Below are 17,193 nucleotides of genomic sequence, written 5' to 3' on the forward strand. Positions count from 1 at the left end.
ATGTTTATTGAAAAAGTATTATGTAAGGTGTAAAGACAGCAAAGGTGAAAATACGTCTCTAGTTATTGAGGCGCTATCACCTGAACATGCAAAAGAACAAGCATACGAAGTACATGAGGTAAGGGATATTTATAATGTAAGTCTGGGAGAAGGAAAGTCAAGGAACTATCTTGCCCGAAATCATTCTCCGTACATAAAAAATGACAATGGAAAAGCAATTATCATATTTTCATAAGGGGAGGATATCATTAAGGATATTGTAAGAGATCTTGTTATTGATGACATTGATGCTGCCGAAGAAGTATTAGATAAACTCTATGTTTATTTAGAAAACACTTTAAGGCCTGAAGAAAAGCGTGTTTGGGAGCGGTGTGATAAAGATATAATGTCTGTTTTTGCAAAGCTGAAAAATATTAAAGAAATTATTTAAAAACCGATAGACAAATACAAATAATATGTATATAATAAATTTACATTAAGACAAAGGAGAGTGTTAATGAATCACATATGTGACATCTGTAAAGAGTACATAAGCGGAAAAACAATTTGTCTTAGGATCAGCGATGAAAAAACTTATGTAGACTTCAATTGTTGTGAAGGTTGTGCAAAGGGTTATTCCGATAAAGTGAAAAATGAATGCAGCAATTTAAGTGTTAAGAAGACATTGGAACATTTAGGATTAAATAACAAATGAAAAATAAGAGGATAAAATATTCCTTTTATCGAGAATGGAGAGATGATGAGTGAATCAAGAAAAATGGGTAATCGTAGTTAGACGTGATGGAGATAAAAACAATGGAAAAGTATATAACAATTTTGTTACTGGAGAAAATTTGATTTTCACAAACCTGTAAGAAGCAGAAAAGTTCGCATTGAAAATTGAAACCGAAGGTAGAGGGTTATGGACATTGGTTGAACCATATGAAAAGCATGTGTTAACTGAAAAAGCTTTTGATGACAGTTTTGTCGCTACTATGAAAGCTAATCGTGAATCAACCCATGTGTAAGCGATAAGGAGAGGAGACAATTTAATGACAAAGACCTGGTTCATCAGCGATCCTCACTTTGGCCATAAGAATATCATCAAATATGAAGGTAATAAACGACTATTTAAAGACACTGAACATAGGGACAATGTGATTATTGAGAACTTCAATAAAACAGTTAGCGAAGGTGATACAGTCTTTTGGCTTGGAGACATGTTCTTCTGTAATTCAAAAAGAATTGAGTACATAGTGAGTCGGCTAAAGAAAACTAGAAACATTCTTATTAGAGGAAATCATGACAAAGGAATTTCAGATACAAAGTTTAGAAGACTTGGTTTTGATCCACATAGGATGTATCTCTATGAGGATTACATACTTACTCATGAACCAATTTCTCAGGTGAATATGAACAGATTAATTGAGGAATTTCAACTTTGCTGTAATGTACATGGGCATACACACAGTGAGGAAACTGGTCTCGAAAAGCTAAGTCATGTTTGTGTAAAGTGTTGAAAATACCGACTTTAAGCCAGTAACGATGGATTGGATTAACTCGAAAAGGTGGGAAGGTGTAAGAAATCCTCATTGGAAATAGAAATTAATTTCCCGGGCAAGCGCAGTATGCGACAAATCAAAACAAATAACGAGGAGTGACATGGTGCAATTAGCAATTAATATTCTTGAACTCATCGGTCTTTTGTTGATTGGACTTGTATCATTAGATACATATGGATCGAAAAGGAGAATAAAACCTCAAATCGCTTTTGGAATATTAGTTATAGCTGGAATGTCATTCTTAACCGGTTTGGGTTTATTGATTATAAGTAATATCTAAATAAAATTCAATTTTTATCGTGAAAGGAGCAACTGAAATGCAGGATAAATTAACGTCAGCAGTTCACTTTATTGAAGTCAATCGGGATGAAATGGGTGACAAGAAATCACTAAATATGCTTCTAAAAGCATTAAAGAAGATCATCAATGAGGGAAGATAATGAAGTTTCATATTCTTGAAGATAAACAAATGAGGGATATTGGTTTTACGGATCATGTGAAATCAAAGTGGTACTTCATAAAGTCAATTCAACCCAACATCACATTTAATTTAACAATACATAAAAAGAGTCTCAAGGGTGAAATTGACGTATTAGATGAAAGATACTTACAGCCATATGATTATCAATACTATATGAAAGCTTGCACAAGAGCGGAACTTGAATTCCCATACGTTACTAATGATAAAGTGCAAGAAATTATGGCTAATTTTATTGAACAAGGAATCATAACAGAATATGAAATGGGGAGCTACATTTAAGGAGGTGAATAAGTGGGGAGACATCAAGCTAAGTTTGAAGGCAAGATAATCAATAAATCATATGGATTGGACGCACTCGGTCGTTTTTCTGAATATGAGAAAATCGAACTCAACTGTCTCTTTGAAGGAATAATTGACTTAGATCCAATTGAAGTTGGGGGCAAAGTATACATTCCTGGTTTTAATGAATATGTAGTTGTTACTGACAGACAACGCAACACAAATAATGAATGGACGTATCAGACTGATAAAATCATTAAAACAATTGAAGACAAAGAAAGCCTTGAAAAGGCGCTTCAAGAGCAAGCAAAACTTGAAGAAGAATGGCAACAGCGTGTAAGACAAGAAAATCAATGTGTTAAAGAAGAAAATGATAAGTGCAAAACTTCCTGGTGGAAACGTCTCTGGAGATTCATTAGAGCCGATGAGATTTAGAGATCTAAATAAAAGTTTTATTTTAACGTAAAGGAGAACAAGCAGTGGAAATTAAAAAACGTGTTACTTTCAAAGACAAAGAGTTATTTATAACAATCTATGCTGAACCGCTTTATATGAAGGGGTGGGAAGTTAATAGCTTTACAGTTAAGCAAGTAAATAATAGTGCCGAGTACATTAAACGGGAGTCTTTATCGTATATAGGTATGACAATAAAACAAGTAGTGTTAAACATTGTTGAAGAAGCTAAAAAATACTTCGCCAGAAGTGAAATAGCTGAGAAAGAATTAAAGGAGTTGGATGATTGGGATGGAGTATTGAAATTTTAATAAAAGGATGATTTTAAAGAGAAAGGAAACGTATAAGATAGATACATACGAAGTGGTTGGTTGTCGGTTTAAACATTATAAAGGCGGTCTATATAAGGTTATTGGAGAGGCAATTCATACTGAGACAGAAGAGAAGCTTGTTACATATGAAGACATGGATGGCATTCTGTGGGCAAGGCCTAAAGAAATGTTCTTTGAAAAAATTGTTGTTGATGGAAAAGAGGTAAATAGGTTTACAAAAATCAATTAGGAGATGATGTAATAAGATGAAATTCTTTGAGGTGTGTGACCCATACTACGCATTAATTAAAGCAAATACAAAGGAAAAGGCAATAAAACTATATACAGAAGAAGTTGCGGATGATGACGGGAACTTAAGAGATGAGATCAAAGAAGTTGGTATGTTGTACGCAGCTGTTAAACACAGCCGAACAGTAACCGAGGATCAGGAACTGTCCCCAATATCAGATGTTCTCGAAGAACTTCAAAGTAATGAAGAAAGAGTTTTGATTATGGATGGCAGCTTACTTTAAAGATTAAAAATAAATTAAGAGGATGATGAAGATGAAAATGAAATATGGACTTTATTGTATGGGATCACTTGTTAATACTTATGAGGATGCAATTGAGGCTCATAATGATGCAGTATATGCTCAAGAAGAAAGCGGAGTACCGCATGAAGTAAGAGAAATTCAATAAAAATAAGAGGAGGATATTATATGATTCAAGGGTTTTATAAAGATCAGAAACTTCATCTTCTAGAAGATCCTATGCAGCAGTACACCGTCATGAAAGTTGAAGAAAATGCAGTATGTGTTTACCGGTGGATCGATGATTATAGACACAAGATTGAAAGATTCACAGATGTTGAAGAGGCTAAAAAACTCCTTGGAGAAGGGTGGCCGAAACAATAGAAGACACGATGAAATTTATACAGAAACAATTGGAGGACGAATAGATGTCGCAAAGTAACTATAGGCCGTCAGTTCCTAGATGGGTTGGCGATATACTAGAGCTAGACAAGAAAAGAAGACAAAATCAGTACAGAGGCTCACTAACGTCAGGTCAAGAGAAGAAGGACTGGGACGAGTGGAAGCGTAGATATTCAAGAAAATTAAAGTACGCAAGATTAAACGGATGGACGATCGAAGAAGAGTGACAATTCCTAAGGAGGACGAATAGGTACTGCTTGAATCTAGATAAAATCACAGCTTTATTCAAAATAAAAACAAATAATAAGGAGATGTAAAATGGGGGCAGCTAGACAGCTATACGTAAAGCGTAATGATCTGGTGACTATGGAAGAAGCAAAAGAAAATAAGAAGATACATATGCAAAATGGTGAGTCATTTACAGTATTTAAGGGAGAACTTATTGCAACTGACTTAGAAGGACACCAAATGGTTATTCCTCAAAGCCAAAAGGATAACTATATCCCTGTTGAATTAGAGGAGTTGTCTCCATATGAGGCTCAAATGGCCAAAGGTTATGCTGAGATGGGAGCTATTAATAGTGAAATAGCTGAAGCATATTACCATGTTGAAAATGAAGCTGAATCTGCAACTACAAGATTAATTACAGGAGCATATAACGATTAGTGATCATTACATATGAGAGTAAAACTGGCAATGTAAGAAGGTTTGTAAAAGCGTTGCAACAAGAGTTAGACATTGAATCAATTGAAATAACTGATGATACGATCATCACTCAAGAGTTCATACATATTACATATACGATAGGCTTTGGGGAAGTACCTGAAAGGACTTTGAATTTTATCAAAAAGAATAAAAATAAAATTAGAGGAGTTGTTGTTAGTGGTAACAAGGTTTGGGGTGATAACTATGGTTTAGCTGGAGACAAGCTTTCGGCTAAGTTCCACATTCCATTGTTATTAAAGTTTGAACTTAGTGGAACGAAACAGGACTTACAGAAGATTATTCAGGAGGTAAAACTTATTGAAAAACACAATACCAAAGTGGATCAAGCTCAATAATGAGATCATGATTCAGAAAGATGGGAAGTATCAATTCGAAAAGGATAAGGAGGCCGTACATAGCTACTTTGTTGATTATATAAATCAAAACACAGTCTTTTTCCATGATTTAAAAGAGAAGCTGGATTATCTGATTAAAAATGATTATTACGAAGAAGAATTCTTAGATCAATACACATTTGAACAGATTAAATCAATTTATAAGATTGCTTACAGTTACAAATTTAGATTCCCATCTTTTATGAGCGCGTTTAAGTTCTACAATGACTACGCATTGAAGACAAACGATAAAACAAAGATCCTGGAAAGGTATGAGGATCGTGTCTCAATTGTGGCTTTATATTGCGCTGATGGTGATTATGAGAAAGCTGTTGAGGAAGTACATACTATGATGAAACAAGAGTATCAGCCGGCAACACCTACTTTCCTTAATGCTGGACGTAAGCGAAGAGGTGAAATGGTGAGCTGCTTCTTACTTGAAGTAGGCGACAGTTTGAATGATATTTCACGTGCTATTGATATCTCCATGCAGCTTTCTAAGCTAGGTGGAGGAGTAGCATTAAATCTAAACAAACTAAGAGCCAAAGGTGAAGCGATTAAAGACGTAGAGAATGCGACTAAAGGTGTCGTAGGTGTTATGAAGCTATTGGATAATGCTTTTAGATATGCAGATCAAATGGGACAAAGACAAGGATCAGGAGCAGTTTATCTAAGTGTATTCCATCCAGACATTACAGATTTCCTAGATACCAAAAAAATAAGTGCTGATGAAGATGTCCGAGTTAAAACATTATCTATTGGTGTAGTTGTTTCAGATAAATTTATTGAACTTGCAAGGGAAGACAAGGATTATTACATGTTCTATCCTCATTCAGTATACAAGGAATATGGGCAGTATCTTGATGAGATGGATATTAATGAAATGTATGATGAGCTTGTTGAAAACCCTAGGGTTAGAAAAGCTAAAGGGAATACTCGAAAGCTGTTAGAGCAATTGGCCATTCTAAGAAGCGAATCAGGCTATCCGTATATTATGTTCGCTGACAATGTAAATAAAGTGCATCCAAATGAACATATTTCAAAAGTGAAGTTTTCAAATTTGTGTTCTGAAGTCCTCCAATCATCACAAGTATCAGTTTATACGGATTACAATAAAGAGGATGAAATTGGCTTAGATATCTCCTGCAATCTTGGCTCAATGAACATTGTAAATGTAATGAGTAATCAATCAATTGCTTCAACAGTAAGAATAGCAATTGACTCATTGACAACTGTCACAAGGAAAACAAACATTGTAAATGCTCCAGCTGTTGCAAGAGCAAATACATTAATGAGATCGATTGGCTTAGGACAGATGAACCTACATGGATTTCTAGCTCAAAATAATATTGCTTATGAAAGTGAAGAAGCTAAAGATTTTGTTAATACATACTTTATGATGATTAACTTCTACTCACTGCAGCGTTCTATGGAAATTGCACGAGAAACAGGGGAGACATACTACAAGTTTGATGGTTCAACTTATAAATCAGGTGAGTATTTCGAAAAGTACGTAACAAATGATTATAGCCCTCAGTTTGAAAAGGTTAAAAAGCTATTTGGAGATCAACATATTCCTAACATTGAAGATTGGACGAAACTTAAAGAAGATGTAATGAAATATGGCTTATACCATTCGTATAGGCAGGCTATTGCACCTACGGGAAGCATCTCATATGTTCAATCATCTACAGCAGGTGTAATGCCAATTATGGAGAGAATTGAGGAACGTACATACGGAAACAGTAAGACATATTATCCGATGCCAGGTTTATCGGCTCAGAATTGGTTCTTTTATAAAGAAGCTTATGACATGGATATGTTTAAGGTAGTTGATCTTATTGCAACGATTCAGCAGCATGTCGATCAAGGAATTTCATTTACCTTGTTCCTGAAAGATACGATGACAACAAGAGATTTAAACCGGATTGATCTCTATGCTCATCATCGAGGAATTAAAACTCTCTACTATGCTAGAACAAAAGATACAGGCCAGGAAGGTTGCTTGTCATGTGTAGTGTGATCATAGCTTGCGCCTTCTATTATTAGCAAAGTGATCAATATACTGAGATTTGCTAGGCTTACGGAGTTTTGCAAAAGTTCTCTTTATTAACTTCCATACTAGTTTAAAAAACAAACCAATACTCATTTTTAGCAGATACCCTGGAAGGAAGTCCAGTACATTTTTAAAAACAATTTCTATTAATCTCATATAACTCACCTCTTTATTTTGGTGAGTTATATAAGTTCTTCCCCATCAAAATCATTAACAGAAGAATTACGATTTACCTATTGAAGGAGGCAAATAATTGACAAAACCAAACACAATCTACACAGCAGCAAACTGGTCAAAGCATGAAGATGATTTCACCCAAATGTTTTACAACCAAAACGTAAAGCAGTTTTGGCTTCCGGAAGAGATCGCATTAAACGGCGATCTTCTAACTTGGAAGTATCTTGGAACAAAGGAACAAGACACTTATATGAAAGTTTTAGCCGGGCTTACATTATTGGACACAGAGCAGGGGAACACTGGCATGCCGATTGTGGCCGAGCACGTAGAAGGGCATCAAAGAAAAGCAGTATTAAACTTTATGGCCATGATGGAGAACGCTGTCCATGCGAAATCCTACAGCAACATCTTTCTAACTTTGGCTCCAACCGAGAAGATTAATGAAGTCTTCGAATGGGTGAAAAACAATAGGTTTCTTCAAAAGAAAGCAAGAACAATTGTTTCAATTTATAAAGCAGTTGAGAAAAACGATGACATTTCCCTATTCAAAGCAATGGTTGCATCTGTGTTTCTGGAGAGTTTCCTTTTCTACTCAGGTTTTTATTATCCACTTTACTTTTATGGACAAGGGAAACTCATGCAGAGCGGGGAAATTGTGAATTTAATTATCCGTGACGAAGCCATTAAGTGCTAGTGGCATTTAGCAGTAATGTTAAATGAAAACCTATCTAAAAAGGGGAAGTCTTATAGCTAAGATAATCCTTTGCTAAATTCTAATCATCATTAAATTCAATATTTAGGAGTGTTGCCTTGTATTATGTCTATATGATAATGAATAAACAAAATAAGAAGATTTACATTGGCTTAACCAAAAATGTTAACAACGCTGACGATAGATTTAAACAACATATTCGCTATTTAAAAGGAAACTATCATCATAATCATAAATTGCAAAGAGACTTTAACTTGCATAAATGCACTGATATGTATACACATCACTTATTATGCAAATGTTCTAGCATCAAACTTGCTGAAAAAATGGAGAAGTTTTTCATTGCATACTATAACAGTAAATATTGTGGATTTAACCTAAATGACGGCGGGCTTTCAAATAAAGGATACACGCAATCTGATTATGCAAAAAAGGTTGCAAGTGAAGTTCACTCTAAGCTAATTGGAGAAAAAAATCCTTTCTTTGGAAGACGACATTCTGAGAAAACAAAAATGATTATTTCTAAAAAGAACAAAGGGAGAAATAAAGGTATCCCTAAGAGCGATAGTCATATAAAGAAAATGATTGAAAATAATGCTAGAGCAAAAAAAGTCTTCGTTGGCGGTCAAATATACAGCAGTTGTTCGCAAGCTCAATTACATACGGGCATAGATAGGAAGAAAATATCAAAGCTTGCATCAGACGATTCAATAACAAACATATACTTTATAAAATAAAAACAATTTTAATGATGATTAGATAAATGCCCAACGACTATTCCATTGGCGGTGGAATTCCGCAACAGAAGTAGGGCGCAAGTGATTGGCGTGGGTGAGAATCCCTTAAATCGAAACGGTAGGAATCCTAAATTAGGATTGTGATATAGTCTGCTCTGCATGGCGACATGCAGCTGTGGTTAGTCCACGCTTTAAGTATAGCGAACTTAAGGGAACATCAAGGACACGGCGTATATGTCGGATTGTTAGCTCAGGAGATATACAAGAAACAACCTCCTCAGAAGCAAAAAGAACTGTTTACATGGGCTTTAAGCTTGCTTCAAGAGCTTTATGAAAATGAATTGGAGTATACAGAAGATATTTATGATCAGGTTGGCTTAGCCCCAGATGTAAAGAAATTCATCAGATACAATGCAAATAAAGCATTAAACAACTTGGGCTTTGATCATCTGTTCGAGGAAGAAGACGTTAACCCAATTGTTATTAATGGATTGAGCACTAAGACCAAATCCCATGACTTCTTTTCAACTAAAGGGAATGGGTACAAAAAAGCAACGGTTGAACCATTAAAGGATTCTGATTTTATTTTTACCGAGAAAGGATGTATTCAATGAGATTGGTTAAATTAGAGCAGCCTAATTGCAATCCATGTAAAATGGTGTCCAATTACTTAGAACAAGTAAATATTCAATTTGAGACTGTTGATGTTACACAGGAACCAGAAGTAGCAGCAAGATTTGGTGTCATGGGAGTACCGGTAACCATTCTGCTGAGTGATCAGGGAGAAGAAGTAAACCGAAGTGTTGGTTTTAAGCCTAATGAACTTGATGAGTTACTAAAGGAATTACGATAAAAGGGTAATTTTAATCAAACTTAAATTAAAAGGAGCCAATAAATGTATTTCATTGAAACTCAGGAAGGATTAATTGGAAAGGAAGTTGCTTATGTTTGGGCAAATCAGTTTTGTGAGCAAACAACAATTATTACTAAAGATGGGGGCGTATTTATGGCTTGTCAACAAACTGACTGGGATGATGGCTATGAGACAAGAATTTTATACCCACATGAAGCAAAGAAGATCTTACACCCTCTGAAAAGAGAATTACATGAAAAAGGAGTGATCAATGAAACAGAGTGGGAAGAGTATGAGAAGGAGCTAAAAAAGAAGCAAGATGCTGAAAGAGAAAAGTATCTCAAAGAGAAAGAAGAAAGTGATCGTAAACTATATGAAGAGTTGAGGGCAAAGTTCGAACAATAATGAGTTGTTTGTTTAACTGAGCCAAACAACATAAGAATGGGCATATATTAAAAAAAGGAGTTAATACATAATGCAAATTAAAATCAAATACCTAGACGAAACACAAACAAGAATCAGCAAAATTGAGCAGGGAGATTGGATTGATCTTCGTGCAGCTGAAGATGTAGCGATCAAAAAAGATGAATTTAAACTTGTTCCATTGGGAGTGGCCATGGAATTGCCTGAAGGTTACGAAGCACATGTCGTTCCTCGTTCGAGTACGTATAAGAACTTTGGTGTGATTCAAACAAACTCAATGGGTGTTATCGATGAGTCTTATAAGGGTGACAACGATTTTTGGTTCTTTCCTGCTTATGCGTTACGTGACACAAAGATTAAGAAAGGGGATCGAATCTGCCAGTTCAGAATTATGAAGAAGATGCCGGCAGTTGACTTGATCGAGGTAGACCGTCTTGGCAACGATGACCGAGGTGGGCACGGATCAACTGGAACGAAGTAATTGGATTTTGTATTTGAAATATAGATTATTTTAAAAGTCATCTTGAAAAACATTTTTAATCATATTACCTTTTTCTAGGAAAGGGGATTAAAATATGAAAATAACTATTGAAGAATTACCTGAATTAAGGATTGCTTATTTCCGAAACGTTGGAGAGTATGGTGGTAAGCAAAACAAAGAACTAATGGAATCTTTTAAAAAGTGGGCACAGTTGAATGGTGTATTTCATAACTCTGTAATTTTAGGAATTCCACAAGATGATCCAAGTATTACTCCTAAAGAGGAATGCCGTTATGATGTTGGTGTTGTATTAAATGAAGATTTTAATGTGCTGCAACCAGCTCAAGTTGGTAAGTTACCTGGAGGGAAATACGCTGTTTTCTTGCTTGACCATACAAAAGAGGCAGTAAGTGAATTTTGGGGCATTATTTTCTCTGAAATAGAAAAAAATAGTCTAACTTTGAGAGGAGAACCAATTATAGAGAGATATACTTCACAAATGATTGATAATCACTTATGTGAAGTATTAGTTCCTATCCAATAAAGAAGGTGGGAAATTTCCCACCTCCTATATATGTATAAGTTAAATGCTCTGAATTAACTCGTTTATTTTATCAAGATTAATGGTAATGTTGCATATTGCAATTACGAAGTATAGAGTACCTTGGTATCGTTCTTTTTTAACAAAACAGTTAATTCCAAAACCAATCAAAAATGCAATTATGATTAGCTGAACGAACACAAATAATTGTGAATTAGGACTGAAGAAAGAATAAACCAATAATAACAATAGAATCAGTAAGCTAACGATTTTTAATATTTTTCGCAAATTAACACTCCTTTAAATACATTGTTTTTAATTTACCATAAAAGATTTTTGTTGGAAATATTTCTGAATAAAAGAATACTTTTATCTAATATTTAAGGAGGAAAGAGATCATTAACGGCAAAGAAGGAGATTTACAAGCAAAATATGACGACATGCTTTATAGGAACGGTCTTTGCTTTGGGTTTCTTCAGTTACGAGGACTTGAAGATGAATTTATTGAGCACATGAGACGAGTTGCTGAGTATGAAAAAGATCTGAGATACAAAAAGGCAGCGTCTAATTTCTTGAAGATGATCGACCATAATTAAAATAGGTGGGTGATTAATTGTTAAAGTATAAAAATAAAATATTAAAGAGTATTGAAAAGATCAACAAACTTGAAGAAGGGTTGTCACTATTTGAAGAAGGTGACGAAGAATATTTAAGTGTATTAGTGAAAATTCAGGGGCTATATGATGAAATCTCAGATACTGCTTTAGAGTGTTTTAAAGAGATGACTGCAAAAATCAGGAAAACTGGTCAGAAACGGATTGTAAAAGGGATTGATCAGTTACCACATGCAATTAAAGAAAGTATTACTGATCAAGTGAATGGTTTAAAAGGGGAGCTATTTGAATAAAAGCAAATATGAATGGTGTTGAATTTGAGGGTGATTAATAGCTAATCAAACACAAATATAAAATTAGGAGATGTTTATTATAACATATGTAACTTTATTTCTAGCAGCTTATCTAATTGCATTAAACATTAATGAGGTCAGATTGATTGTTCGAGGAGAAGGTAATGCGTATAGAAAAGTAAAGAATGTGGTCGATAATTCATCATTAGAAAATATGAAACGAAATAAGAATTTGATTTACCTGTTTACTTTGCTCAAGGGGATATCTTTCATTGTCCCTTTGGCTTATATCGGATTAATTATGCATGATAACATTCTAATGCTTGCTTGGACAGCAGTTTCACTTATTTATGTTGTCCTTAGTATGTTTAAAGTTTTAGATGTATTAGACGGTGAAAGAATCAAGCAAAACACATATTTTTACTTGTTATTTGTTTGTGGGAATTTTCTTTTTGTTGTATTTTATTTGGCAGATATATTCGTATAAAATATTTAATTAATGCTTTACTTTTTCAAATACTATTTCCAAAAGGACTGAGAAACATGACGCAATTCGATAAACAATACAATTCAATTATAAAGGATATTATCAATAATGGAATCTCAGACGAAGAGTTTGATGTAAGAACCAAGTGGGACACAGATGGAACACCGGCACATACTCTAAGTGTAATGAGTAAGCAAATGAGATTCGACAACTCAGAGGTTCCGATTTTAACGACAAAAAAGGTTGCCTGGAAAACAGCCATTAAAGAGTTGCTCTGGATTTGGCAGCTGAAATCTAATGATGTTAATGATTTAAACAAGATGGGCGTACATATTTGGGATCAGTGGAAACAAGAAGACGGCACCATCGGACATGCATATGGATTTCAGCTGGGGAAGAAAAACAGAAGTCTAAATGGAGAAAAAGTGGATCAGGTAGACTATCTTCTTCATCAATTGAAGAACAACCCGTCTTCACGCAGACATATTACAATGCTGTGGAATCCTGATGATTTAGACGCAATGTCCTTAACGCCATGTGTATACGAAACTCAATGGTATGTGAAGCAAGGTAAGCTCCACCTCGAGGTAAGAGCACGGAGCAATGACATGGCATTGGGAAATCCATTCAATGTATTCCAGTACAATGTGTTGCAGCGCATGATTGCTCAAGTCACTGGCTATGAGCTTGGTGAATATATCTTTAACATTGGGGATTGCCATGTGTACACACGTCATATAGACAATTTGAAAATTCAAATGGAAAGAGAACAGTTTGAAGCACCTGAACTATGGATCAATCCTGAAGTGAAAGATTTTTATGACTTTACCATTGATGATTTCAAGTTAATCAACTATAAACATGGGGACAAGCTTTTATTTGAGGTAGCGGTTTAATGCTATCTCTTATTGCTTGCTGTGATAAAACTCTGGCCATTGGATATCAAAACAAATTATTGTATCATTTGCCTGCTGACATGAAACACTTCAAAGAAAAAACTGAGGGGAAAATATGTATTCAAGGAAGATCAACATACGAATCAATTATTGGTATGACAGGTAAGCCTCTACAGAATAGGAGGAATATTATACTTACTAGGGATCAGAACTTTAAGCCAGATTATTCGTCCTTTGTTTATCATTCAATTGAGGAGGTTTTAAAACTCATTCAAGGACAAGTTAACACTGATGAGGAAGTGATGGTGATAGGGGGAAGTATGATTTACAAAGCATTCTTGCCCTACGCTGATAAAGTGTATTTGACAATTGTTGACTCAGCGTCAAGAGAAGCAGATTCATATTTTCCTATGTTAGATGATCGTTGGAAATTGACTGATAAACTGCATAATAAAGCCGATGAAAAGAACAAATACAATTATTCCTTTCTAACTTTTGAAAATAAATATAGACAAAGGTAAAAAATATGTATAATATGATAATAAGAGGGTGATGAGATAACGGTTTTTTATTTAAATCACAAAAACAAAAAATATGCATTTTGATAAAAATAATATTTTATTCAAACTTTAAGGAGGTGATTTATTGGAGACGGGAAATAAATCACATAACGCAAATGAAAAGATAGCAGCCTTGAAGAAAAAGAAATACAAATTTGAAACAATGCAACTTGAAACACAGAGGGAATTGTTAAGACTTGAAACACAGCAAAACAAAGAGAAACTAGAAATTCTATTCGAACTTGGTGAAATCCTAAACCAGATAGTAAATGAAGAATGGGTAAGCTCAACTATTGCGACTAAAATTATTAACAGGAATAGAAAAGCATATCGGGATCTATTTTTGTTTAGGGAAAATAAAGCATACATAAATAAGGAAAAATTCAAAGAGTTAAATGATCAATTTATTCATCTGACGCAAAAATTAAATGATATCTAAGGAGTTGGCGAATTGGAAAATAAATTGCTGATTAATAATGCGAATACGGTATTTGAAAAGAAGGACGATAAATATTTCGGTTATAAATCTCGTTTTGGAGATATCGTTATTGGCGGAGCATATTCTTATAGATTCGTAGTTCACTATGCAAAAACGAATCAAGACGTTGTTATTGTACCTGGCGATGTAAATACGGTAACGACTCCGGTTTGTACGACGCTAGAGGAACGTTTATGGAAGCCAGAGAAAAGCGTCCAAGCCCACCGTGATGAAATCGTTGAGCAGGCGAAGGTGGATATCGAAGTTTTAAAATCGCCGGGAAGAATGGTGAACGGAAATACTTCGGATTACAAAGTCGATCTCTTTGGTGCGAATGCGGAGTTCATAGTAAATCGAGAAAAGCGGACAGTAGTCGCCTTATTAAAGGGAGCTTATAGCCGTACGGTCGTCTTAGCACGGGGCATCGCCAAAGCCGCCCCTGACGACTGCTTCAACGTTCATATCGGTAAAGCAATCGCGCTAAGACGTGCGCTAAGCCTGGCGGTGCCGGACGAATACTTGAACGCGCCGCAGCCGACTGAGGTTCGGGTGGGCGATTTTATATCGGATGATAGCGGGGTTCACAAAGCACTAGTTATTGAAGACGACAGTTGGCCGCCTTTTTCCGGTGGTGCAGCAATATACTTGAAAGATGCTCGTAAATACGGCTATAAAATCATCGACGACTCACGCGAAGAGGCGGGCGGTGAGTGACGTATCATAGACGCCTGAAGACGACGGTGTTTAAAAAGTATAGCGGATATAATTGGACTTACGACGGAATGTTTGAAAAAACAAGAGTGAAAGGCAGCGATAAAAGAAAACGATCGAAACATGAGCGAACAATCCGAAAAGTTATGGATAAAAAAGAAATTAGTTATTACGTTTAAATTAATATAAAATCTGTATTTTAACTAAATTGAAAGGGAGGGGTATTTACGCACCAGAAACTTAACATTTTCTCTTATAAAGGTTCTAAAATTGCTATTGCACCGGAAGTAATGCAGATTGAAGGTTATAAAGATTTGAGGTCGGCTTGGAATTCATTTAAAAAACGATTTGAATTACAAAAAGGCATTGACTATGAAACTTTTATAGGGGCTGAACTTAAATTATTTAAAACTTTAATGAAAAACAGCGATGAAAATACACCTATTTATGAAAAGTATAAGACCGTACCAAGACTCGATGTTCTGTACATGGACAACTTTAAAGATTTTGGTTTTTCAAATACTAAGGAGGGCATGATGAGGAGGTTTAGACGAAAACGATTTGAAGAGGAAACGATTCCTTTTATAATCGACATTTTCAAAGACATTTATAAAATAGATTATCAACTTAAGGTAGGAAAGTATTACATAGATGCGTACATAAAAGAGTTAAACTTGGCTATTGAATGTGATGAAATGAATCACCGGAATTATAAGAGCGATGATGAAAGCAAACGCGAAAAATTTATTCGGACAACATTAGGCTGTGAATTTCTTAGATTCAATCCCAATGATTATAGATTTGAAATAACTAAAATCATAAACCAAATATGTAAAATTGGAATGCAGAGGGGAACGTTCCCCTCATAAAATTAATGAAATTGGCCATTCATGCTTTGTTGAGCTAGGCGAACTAAACGTTTTGTAATTTCTCCACCTACTGAGCCGTTTGCTCGGCTAGTTGTCTCAGGCCCTAAGTTTACGCCGAACTCAGAAGCAATTTCAAACTTCATTTGTTCAAGTGCGCCAGCAGCTTGAGGAACAAGTAATTCATTGCTGTTGTTTGATCTGTTTTGTTGAGCCATTTGATCATCTCCTAAAGTAGTATGTAAACAAGTTTGTTCAATTGTATTGTGTGGAGATGTTTTGAAAATATACACATTAAATTTGAAGTGAGGTGATTTAAATGTCAATTGGTGATGGAGCATGAGTGAGCACGTACTTAAACAAAGAAGGGGGATAAAATGAAAATCGATTATGTTTCTGATCTTCATATTAATCACTGGATACCTTGGAACAATAACCAAATCAAGTGGGAAAAGCGAACAAGGGAGATTGTTAGAAGGTTAATATCGAATGGAAATGGTGAGGTATTAATCATTGCCGGTGACTTTACTGAGTGGAATCAACAGACACTGTGGGTACTTGATGAAGTAGCAAAGCAGTATGATAAGGTTTACTTCACATATGGTAATCATGATCTTTATTTACTCAGTAAAAATCAGCAACGAAAATATTCCGATTCATTGGGAAGGGTAAAAGATTTAATTCAAAAGGCTGTAGACATCAAAAATGTCACTCCATTAATAAAGTCTACGGATACATACAAAGGGAAAGTCTTTGCAGGAGATGTTATGTGGTATCTTCCAAAAGGAAATGAAGGGTGGAACTTCTTCAAAGGTGTCTCTAATGATTCAAACTATATCAGCCTAAATGGATACAACAAAGAAGATGGGGTACGAGCAATGTGGAAAGAATCAATGGACTGGTATGACACTCTTGAAAACTCTAATATTGATGTATTTGTATCTCATGTCCCACCTGTTCACAATCCTTTTTCTCCGTTTGAACCTAACAGCTGCTATATGGTTGAAGTACCATTCATTAACGCAAAACATTGGATTTGTGGCCATGATCATTTACAAGCTGAGTTTGAAAAAGATGGAACGAGATTTCACATGAATTGTATCGGATATCCGTATGACTATGATAATTACCCGAGTGTCAATGTGATACCAGATAAGCAAGTTGATACATATAAAACGTTTGAGTTGAAGACATTTGAAATATGAGGTGAA

Annotated in this window: 35 protein-coding genes and 2 pseudogenes; 35 read left to right on the forward strand and 2 right to left on the reverse strand. The window is 35.1% G+C overall.

The window, feature by feature from the left end:
- Nucleotides 1-7: 7 nt before the first annotated feature.
- The 25 genes and pseudogenes from NYE20_RS10375 to NYE20_RS10495 all read left to right on the forward strand — a co-directional run bounded on the left by NYE20_RS10375 (nt 8) and on the right by NYE20_RS10495 (nt 11,080).
- Nucleotides 8-235, forward strand: coding sequence for a hypothetical protein (locus NYE20_RS10375; RefSeq protein WP_163136366.1), 228 nt, complete (start codon nt 8-10; stop codon nt 233-235).
- A gap of 12 nt (nt 236-247) precedes the next feature.
- Nucleotides 248-430, forward strand: a complete 183-nt coding sequence (locus NYE20_RS10380) for a hypothetical protein (protein ID WP_050496381.1) — start codon at nt 248-250, stop codon at nt 428-430.
- A gap of 66 nt (nt 431-496) precedes the next feature.
- The gene (locus NYE20_RS10385) at nt 497-694 is read left to right on the forward strand and encodes a hypothetical protein (protein WP_128751171.1); all 198 of its coding nucleotides are present in this window, start codon (nt 497-499) and stop codon (nt 692-694) included.
- A 178-nt stretch (nt 695-872) separates the two neighbouring features.
- A complete protein-coding gene (locus tag NYE20_RS10390) occupies nt 873-1,007 on the forward strand; it encodes a hypothetical protein (protein WP_284690861.1) in 135 nt (44 codons plus the stop codon).
- 24 nt (nt 1,008-1,031) lie between these two features.
- Nucleotides 1,032-1,499: a metallophosphoesterase gene (locus NYE20_RS10395; protein ID WP_163136364.1), complete on the forward strand. Its 468-nt coding sequence runs from the start codon at nt 1,032-1,034 to the stop codon at nt 1,497-1,499.
- A 142-nt stretch (nt 1,500-1,641) separates the two neighbouring features.
- Complete coding sequence (locus tag NYE20_RS10400; protein ID WP_163136363.1) at nt 1,642-1,821, forward strand: hypothetical protein; 180 nt, start codon at nt 1,642-1,644, stop codon at nt 1,819-1,821.
- Between the two features lie 37 nt (nt 1,822-1,858).
- Entirely contained in the window at nt 1,859-1,981 is a 123-nt protein-coding gene (locus NYE20_RS10405) for a hypothetical protein (RefSeq protein ID WP_017697092.1), read from the forward strand.
- Entirely contained in the window at nt 1,981-2,301 is a 321-nt protein-coding gene (locus NYE20_RS10410) for a hypothetical protein (RefSeq protein ID WP_003231106.1), read from the forward strand. The genes NYE20_RS10405 and NYE20_RS10410 overlap by 1 nt, the downstream gene beginning before the upstream one ends.
- 12 nt (nt 2,302-2,313) lie before the next feature.
- Nucleotides 2,314-2,736, forward strand: a complete 423-nt coding sequence (locus NYE20_RS10415) for a hypothetical protein (protein ID WP_069322657.1) — start codon at nt 2,314-2,316, stop codon at nt 2,734-2,736.
- Nucleotides 2,737-2,780: 44 nt separating this feature from the next.
- Nucleotides 2,781-3,065 (forward strand): hypothetical protein, encoded by a 285-nt coding sequence (locus NYE20_RS10420; RefSeq protein ID WP_163136361.1) that lies wholly within the window; start codon nt 2,781-2,783, stop codon nt 3,063-3,065.
- Between the two features lie 7 nt (nt 3,066-3,072).
- Nucleotides 3,073-3,315 (forward strand): DUF1653 domain-containing protein, encoded by a 243-nt coding sequence (locus NYE20_RS10425; RefSeq protein WP_250621123.1) that lies wholly within the window; start codon nt 3,073-3,075, stop codon nt 3,313-3,315.
- 16 nt (nt 3,316-3,331) lie between these two features.
- Complete coding sequence (locus tag NYE20_RS10430; RefSeq protein WP_041338464.1) at nt 3,332-3,598, forward strand: hypothetical protein; 267 nt, start codon at nt 3,332-3,334, stop codon at nt 3,596-3,598.
- Nucleotides 3,599-3,629: 31 nt separating this feature from the next.
- Nucleotides 3,630-3,764: a hypothetical protein gene (locus NYE20_RS10435; protein WP_163136359.1), complete on the forward strand. Its 135-nt coding sequence runs from the start codon at nt 3,630-3,632 to the stop codon at nt 3,762-3,764.
- Between the two features lie 20 nt (nt 3,765-3,784).
- Nucleotides 3,785-3,979, forward strand: coding sequence for a hypothetical protein (locus tag NYE20_RS10440; protein ID WP_004399360.1), 195 nt, complete (start codon nt 3,785-3,787; stop codon nt 3,977-3,979).
- 44 nt (nt 3,980-4,023) lie between these two features.
- Entirely contained in the window at nt 4,024-4,224 is a 201-nt protein-coding gene (locus NYE20_RS10445; RefSeq protein ID WP_009967463.1) for a hypothetical protein, read from the forward strand.
- Between the two features lie 91 nt (nt 4,225-4,315).
- Nucleotides 4,316-4,663 (forward strand): hypothetical protein, encoded by a 348-nt coding sequence (locus tag NYE20_RS10450; protein WP_032721808.1) that lies wholly within the window; start codon nt 4,316-4,318, stop codon nt 4,661-4,663.
- Nucleotides 4,663-5,058 carry a class Ib ribonucleoside-diphosphate reductase assembly flavoprotein NrdI gene (gene nrdI, locus NYE20_RS10455; protein WP_163136357.1) on the forward strand — a complete coding sequence of 132 codons (396 nt, stop codon included), beginning with the start codon at nt 4,663-4,665 and terminating at the stop codon, nt 5,056-5,058. The genes NYE20_RS10450 and nrdI overlap by 1 nt, the downstream gene beginning before the upstream one ends.
- Nucleotides 5,021-7,120, forward strand: a complete 2,100-nt coding sequence (gene nrdE, locus NYE20_RS10460; RefSeq protein ID WP_163136355.1) for a class 1b ribonucleoside-diphosphate reductase subunit alpha — start codon at nt 5,021-5,023, stop codon at nt 7,118-7,120. Before nrdI ends, nrdE begins: the two co-directional genes overlap by 38 nt.
- Before the next feature lie 286 nt (nt 7,121-7,406).
- A pseudogene (locus NYE20_RS10465) lies at nt 7,407-8,015 on the forward strand (ribonucleotide-diphosphate reductase subunit beta); the annotation flags it as partial.
- A gap of 125 nt (nt 8,016-8,140) precedes the next feature.
- Complete coding sequence (locus NYE20_RS10470) at nt 8,141-8,779, forward strand: GIY-YIG nuclease family protein (RefSeq protein ID WP_061891156.1); 639 nt, start codon at nt 8,141-8,143, stop codon at nt 8,777-8,779.
- A 179-nt stretch (nt 8,780-8,958) separates the two neighbouring features.
- A pseudogene (locus NYE20_RS10475) lies at nt 8,959-9,393 on the forward strand (ribonucleotide-diphosphate reductase subunit beta); the annotation flags it as partial.
- Nucleotides 9,390-9,632 carry a thioredoxin family protein gene (locus tag NYE20_RS10480; protein WP_163136353.1) on the forward strand — a complete coding sequence of 81 codons (243 nt, stop codon included), beginning with the start codon at nt 9,390-9,392 and terminating at the stop codon, nt 9,630-9,632. The pseudogene NYE20_RS10475 and the gene NYE20_RS10480, both read left to right, overlap by 4 nt.
- 42 nt (nt 9,633-9,674) lie before the next feature.
- Nucleotides 9,675-10,037, forward strand: coding sequence for a hypothetical protein (locus tag NYE20_RS10485; protein WP_144483839.1), 363 nt, complete (start codon nt 9,675-9,677; stop codon nt 10,035-10,037).
- Nucleotides 10,038-10,107: 70 nt separating this feature from the next.
- Nucleotides 10,108-10,536 carry a dUTP diphosphatase DutB gene (gene dutB, locus NYE20_RS10490; protein ID WP_163136351.1) on the forward strand — a complete coding sequence of 143 codons (429 nt, stop codon included), beginning with the start codon at nt 10,108-10,110 and terminating at the stop codon, nt 10,534-10,536.
- Nucleotides 10,537-10,630: 94 nt separating this feature from the next.
- Nucleotides 10,631-11,080 carry a GyrI-like domain-containing protein gene (locus tag NYE20_RS10495; RefSeq protein WP_163136349.1) on the forward strand — a complete coding sequence of 150 codons (450 nt, stop codon included), beginning with the start codon at nt 10,631-10,633 and terminating at the stop codon, nt 11,078-11,080.
- Between the two features lie 39 nt (nt 11,081-11,119).
- On the opposite strand, the gene NYE20_RS10500 is transcribed toward NYE20_RS10495, so the two are convergent.
- The gene (locus tag NYE20_RS10500; RefSeq protein WP_009967458.1) at nt 11,120-11,365 is read right to left on the reverse strand and encodes a hypothetical protein; all 246 of its coding nucleotides are present in this window, start codon (nt 11,363-11,365) and stop codon (nt 11,120-11,122) included.
- A gap of 152 nt (nt 11,366-11,517) precedes the next feature.
- On the opposite strand from NYE20_RS10500, the gene NYE20_RS10505 reads away from it, so the two are divergent.
- The 9 genes from NYE20_RS10505 (at nt 11,518) to NYE20_RS10545 (ending at nt 15,985) form a co-directional block, all read left to right on the forward strand.
- Nucleotides 11,518-11,673, forward strand: coding sequence for a hypothetical protein (locus NYE20_RS10505; RefSeq protein WP_041336532.1), 156 nt, complete (start codon nt 11,518-11,520; stop codon nt 11,671-11,673).
- A gap of 17 nt (nt 11,674-11,690) precedes the next feature.
- Nucleotides 11,691-11,984 carry a hypothetical protein gene (locus tag NYE20_RS10510; RefSeq protein WP_106021355.1) on the forward strand — a complete coding sequence of 98 codons (294 nt, stop codon included), beginning with the start codon at nt 11,691-11,693 and terminating at the stop codon, nt 11,982-11,984.
- A 142-nt stretch (nt 11,985-12,126) separates the two neighbouring features.
- A complete protein-coding gene (locus NYE20_RS10515; RefSeq protein ID WP_042976089.1) occupies nt 12,127-12,471 on the forward strand; it encodes a hypothetical protein in 345 nt (114 codons plus the stop codon).
- A gap of 56 nt (nt 12,472-12,527) precedes the next feature.
- Complete coding sequence (locus tag NYE20_RS10520; protein WP_326154144.1) at nt 12,528-13,367, forward strand: thymidylate synthase; 840 nt, start codon at nt 12,528-12,530, stop codon at nt 13,365-13,367.
- Nucleotides 13,367-13,888 carry a dihydrofolate reductase gene (locus NYE20_RS10525; RefSeq protein ID WP_163136924.1) on the forward strand — a complete coding sequence of 174 codons (522 nt, stop codon included), beginning with the start codon at nt 13,367-13,369 and terminating at the stop codon, nt 13,886-13,888. Before NYE20_RS10520 ends, NYE20_RS10525 begins: the two co-directional genes overlap by 1 nt.
- Before the next feature lie 124 nt (nt 13,889-14,012).
- Nucleotides 14,013-14,366, forward strand: a complete 354-nt coding sequence (locus NYE20_RS10530) for a hypothetical protein (RefSeq protein WP_163136922.1) — start codon at nt 14,013-14,015, stop codon at nt 14,364-14,366.
- Nucleotides 14,367-14,378: 12 nt separating this feature from the next.
- A complete protein-coding gene (locus NYE20_RS10535) occupies nt 14,379-15,119 on the forward strand; it encodes a hypothetical protein (protein WP_204267229.1) in 741 nt (246 codons plus the stop codon).
- Nucleotides 15,116-15,295: a hypothetical protein gene (locus NYE20_RS10540; RefSeq protein ID WP_163136921.1), complete on the forward strand. Its 180-nt coding sequence runs from the start codon at nt 15,116-15,118 to the stop codon at nt 15,293-15,295. The genes NYE20_RS10535 and NYE20_RS10540 overlap by 4 nt, the downstream gene beginning before the upstream one ends.
- Nucleotides 15,296-15,406: 111 nt before the next feature.
- Nucleotides 15,407-15,985, forward strand: coding sequence for a DUF559 domain-containing protein (locus tag NYE20_RS10545; protein WP_041353124.1), 579 nt, complete (start codon nt 15,407-15,409; stop codon nt 15,983-15,985).
- A 2-nt stretch (nt 15,986-15,987) separates the two neighbouring features.
- Here the strand turns inward: NYE20_RS10545 and NYE20_RS10550 are convergent, their stop codons facing one another.
- The gene (locus NYE20_RS10550) at nt 15,988-16,200 is read right to left on the reverse strand and encodes an alpha/beta-type small acid-soluble spore protein (RefSeq protein WP_163136920.1); all 213 of its coding nucleotides are present in this window, start codon (nt 16,198-16,200) and stop codon (nt 15,988-15,990) included.
- 159 nt (nt 16,201-16,359) lie between these two features.
- Between NYE20_RS10550 and NYE20_RS10555 the strand changes: the two genes are divergently transcribed.
- Nucleotides 16,360-17,187 carry a metallophosphoesterase gene (locus NYE20_RS10555; protein WP_163136919.1) on the forward strand — a complete coding sequence of 276 codons (828 nt, stop codon included), beginning with the start codon at nt 16,360-16,362 and terminating at the stop codon, nt 17,185-17,187.
- Nucleotides 17,188-17,193: the final 6 nt, after the last annotated feature.

Source organism: Bacillus sp. FSL R5-0416 (assembly GCF_037975425.1).
Taxonomy (GTDB): domain Bacteria; phylum Bacillota; class Bacilli; order Bacillales; family Bacillaceae; genus Bacillus; species Bacillus subtilis.

Coding starts and splice junctions, on each gene's coding strand:
- NYE20_RS10385 (WP_128751171.1), top strand. CDS start 497: ATGAATCACATATGTGACATCTGTAAAGAGTACATAAGCGGAAAAACA.
- NYE20_RS10395 (WP_163136364.1), top strand. CDS start 1,032: ATGACAAAGACCTGGTTCATCAGCGATCCTCACTTTGGCCATAAGAAT.
- NYE20_RS10400 (WP_163136363.1), top strand. CDS start 1,642: ATGGTGCAATTAGCAATTAATATTCTTGAACTCATCGGTCTTTTGTTG.
- NYE20_RS10405 (WP_017697092.1), top strand. CDS start 1,859: ATGCAGGATAAATTAACGTCAGCAGTTCACTTTATTGAAGTCAATCGG.
- NYE20_RS10410 (WP_003231106.1), top strand. CDS start 1,981: ATGAAGTTTCATATTCTTGAAGATAAACAAATGAGGGATATTGGTTTT.
- NYE20_RS10425 (WP_250621123.1), top strand. CDS start 3,073: ATGATTTTAAAGAGAAAGGAAACGTATAAGATAGATACATACGAAGTG.
- NYE20_RS10430 (WP_041338464.1), top strand. CDS start 3,332: ATGAAATTCTTTGAGGTGTGTGACCCATACTACGCATTAATTAAAGCA.
- NYE20_RS10435 (WP_163136359.1), top strand. CDS start 3,630: ATGAAAATGAAATATGGACTTTATTGTATGGGATCACTTGTTAATACT.
- NYE20_RS10440 (WP_004399360.1), top strand. CDS start 3,785: ATGATTCAAGGGTTTTATAAAGATCAGAAACTTCATCTTCTAGAAGAT.
- NYE20_RS10445 (WP_009967463.1), top strand. CDS start 4,024: ATGTCGCAAAGTAACTATAGGCCGTCAGTTCCTAGATGGGTTGGCGAT.
- NYE20_RS10450 (WP_032721808.1), top strand. CDS start 4,316: ATGGGGGCAGCTAGACAGCTATACGTAAAGCGTAATGATCTGGTGACT.
- NYE20_RS10480 (WP_163136353.1), top strand. CDS start 9,390: ATGAGATTGGTTAAATTAGAGCAGCCTAATTGCAATCCATGTAAAATG.
- NYE20_RS10485 (WP_144483839.1), top strand. CDS start 9,675: ATGTATTTCATTGAAACTCAGGAAGGATTAATTGGAAAGGAAGTTGCT.
- dutB (WP_163136351.1), top strand. CDS start 10,108: ATGCAAATTAAAATCAAATACCTAGACGAAACACAAACAAGAATCAGC.
- NYE20_RS10495 (WP_163136349.1), top strand. CDS start 10,631: ATGAAAATAACTATTGAAGAATTACCTGAATTAAGGATTGCTTATTTC.
- NYE20_RS10505 (WP_041336532.1), top strand. CDS start 11,518: ATGCTTTATAGGAACGGTCTTTGCTTTGGGTTTCTTCAGTTACGAGGA.
- NYE20_RS10520 (WP_326154144.1), top strand. CDS start 12,528: ATGACGCAATTCGATAAACAATACAATTCAATTATAAAGGATATTATC.
- NYE20_RS10525 (WP_163136924.1), top strand. CDS start 13,367: ATGCTATCTCTTATTGCTTGCTGTGATAAAACTCTGGCCATTGGATAT.
- NYE20_RS10545 (WP_041353124.1), top strand. CDS start 15,407: ATGCAGATTGAAGGTTATAAAGATTTGAGGTCGGCTTGGAATTCATTT.
- NYE20_RS10550 (WP_163136920.1), bottom strand. CDS start 16,200: ATGGCTCAACAAAACAGATCAAACAACAGCAATGAATTACTTGTTCCT.
- NYE20_RS10555 (WP_163136919.1), top strand. CDS start 16,360: ATGAAAATCGATTATGTTTCTGATCTTCATATTAATCACTGGATACCT.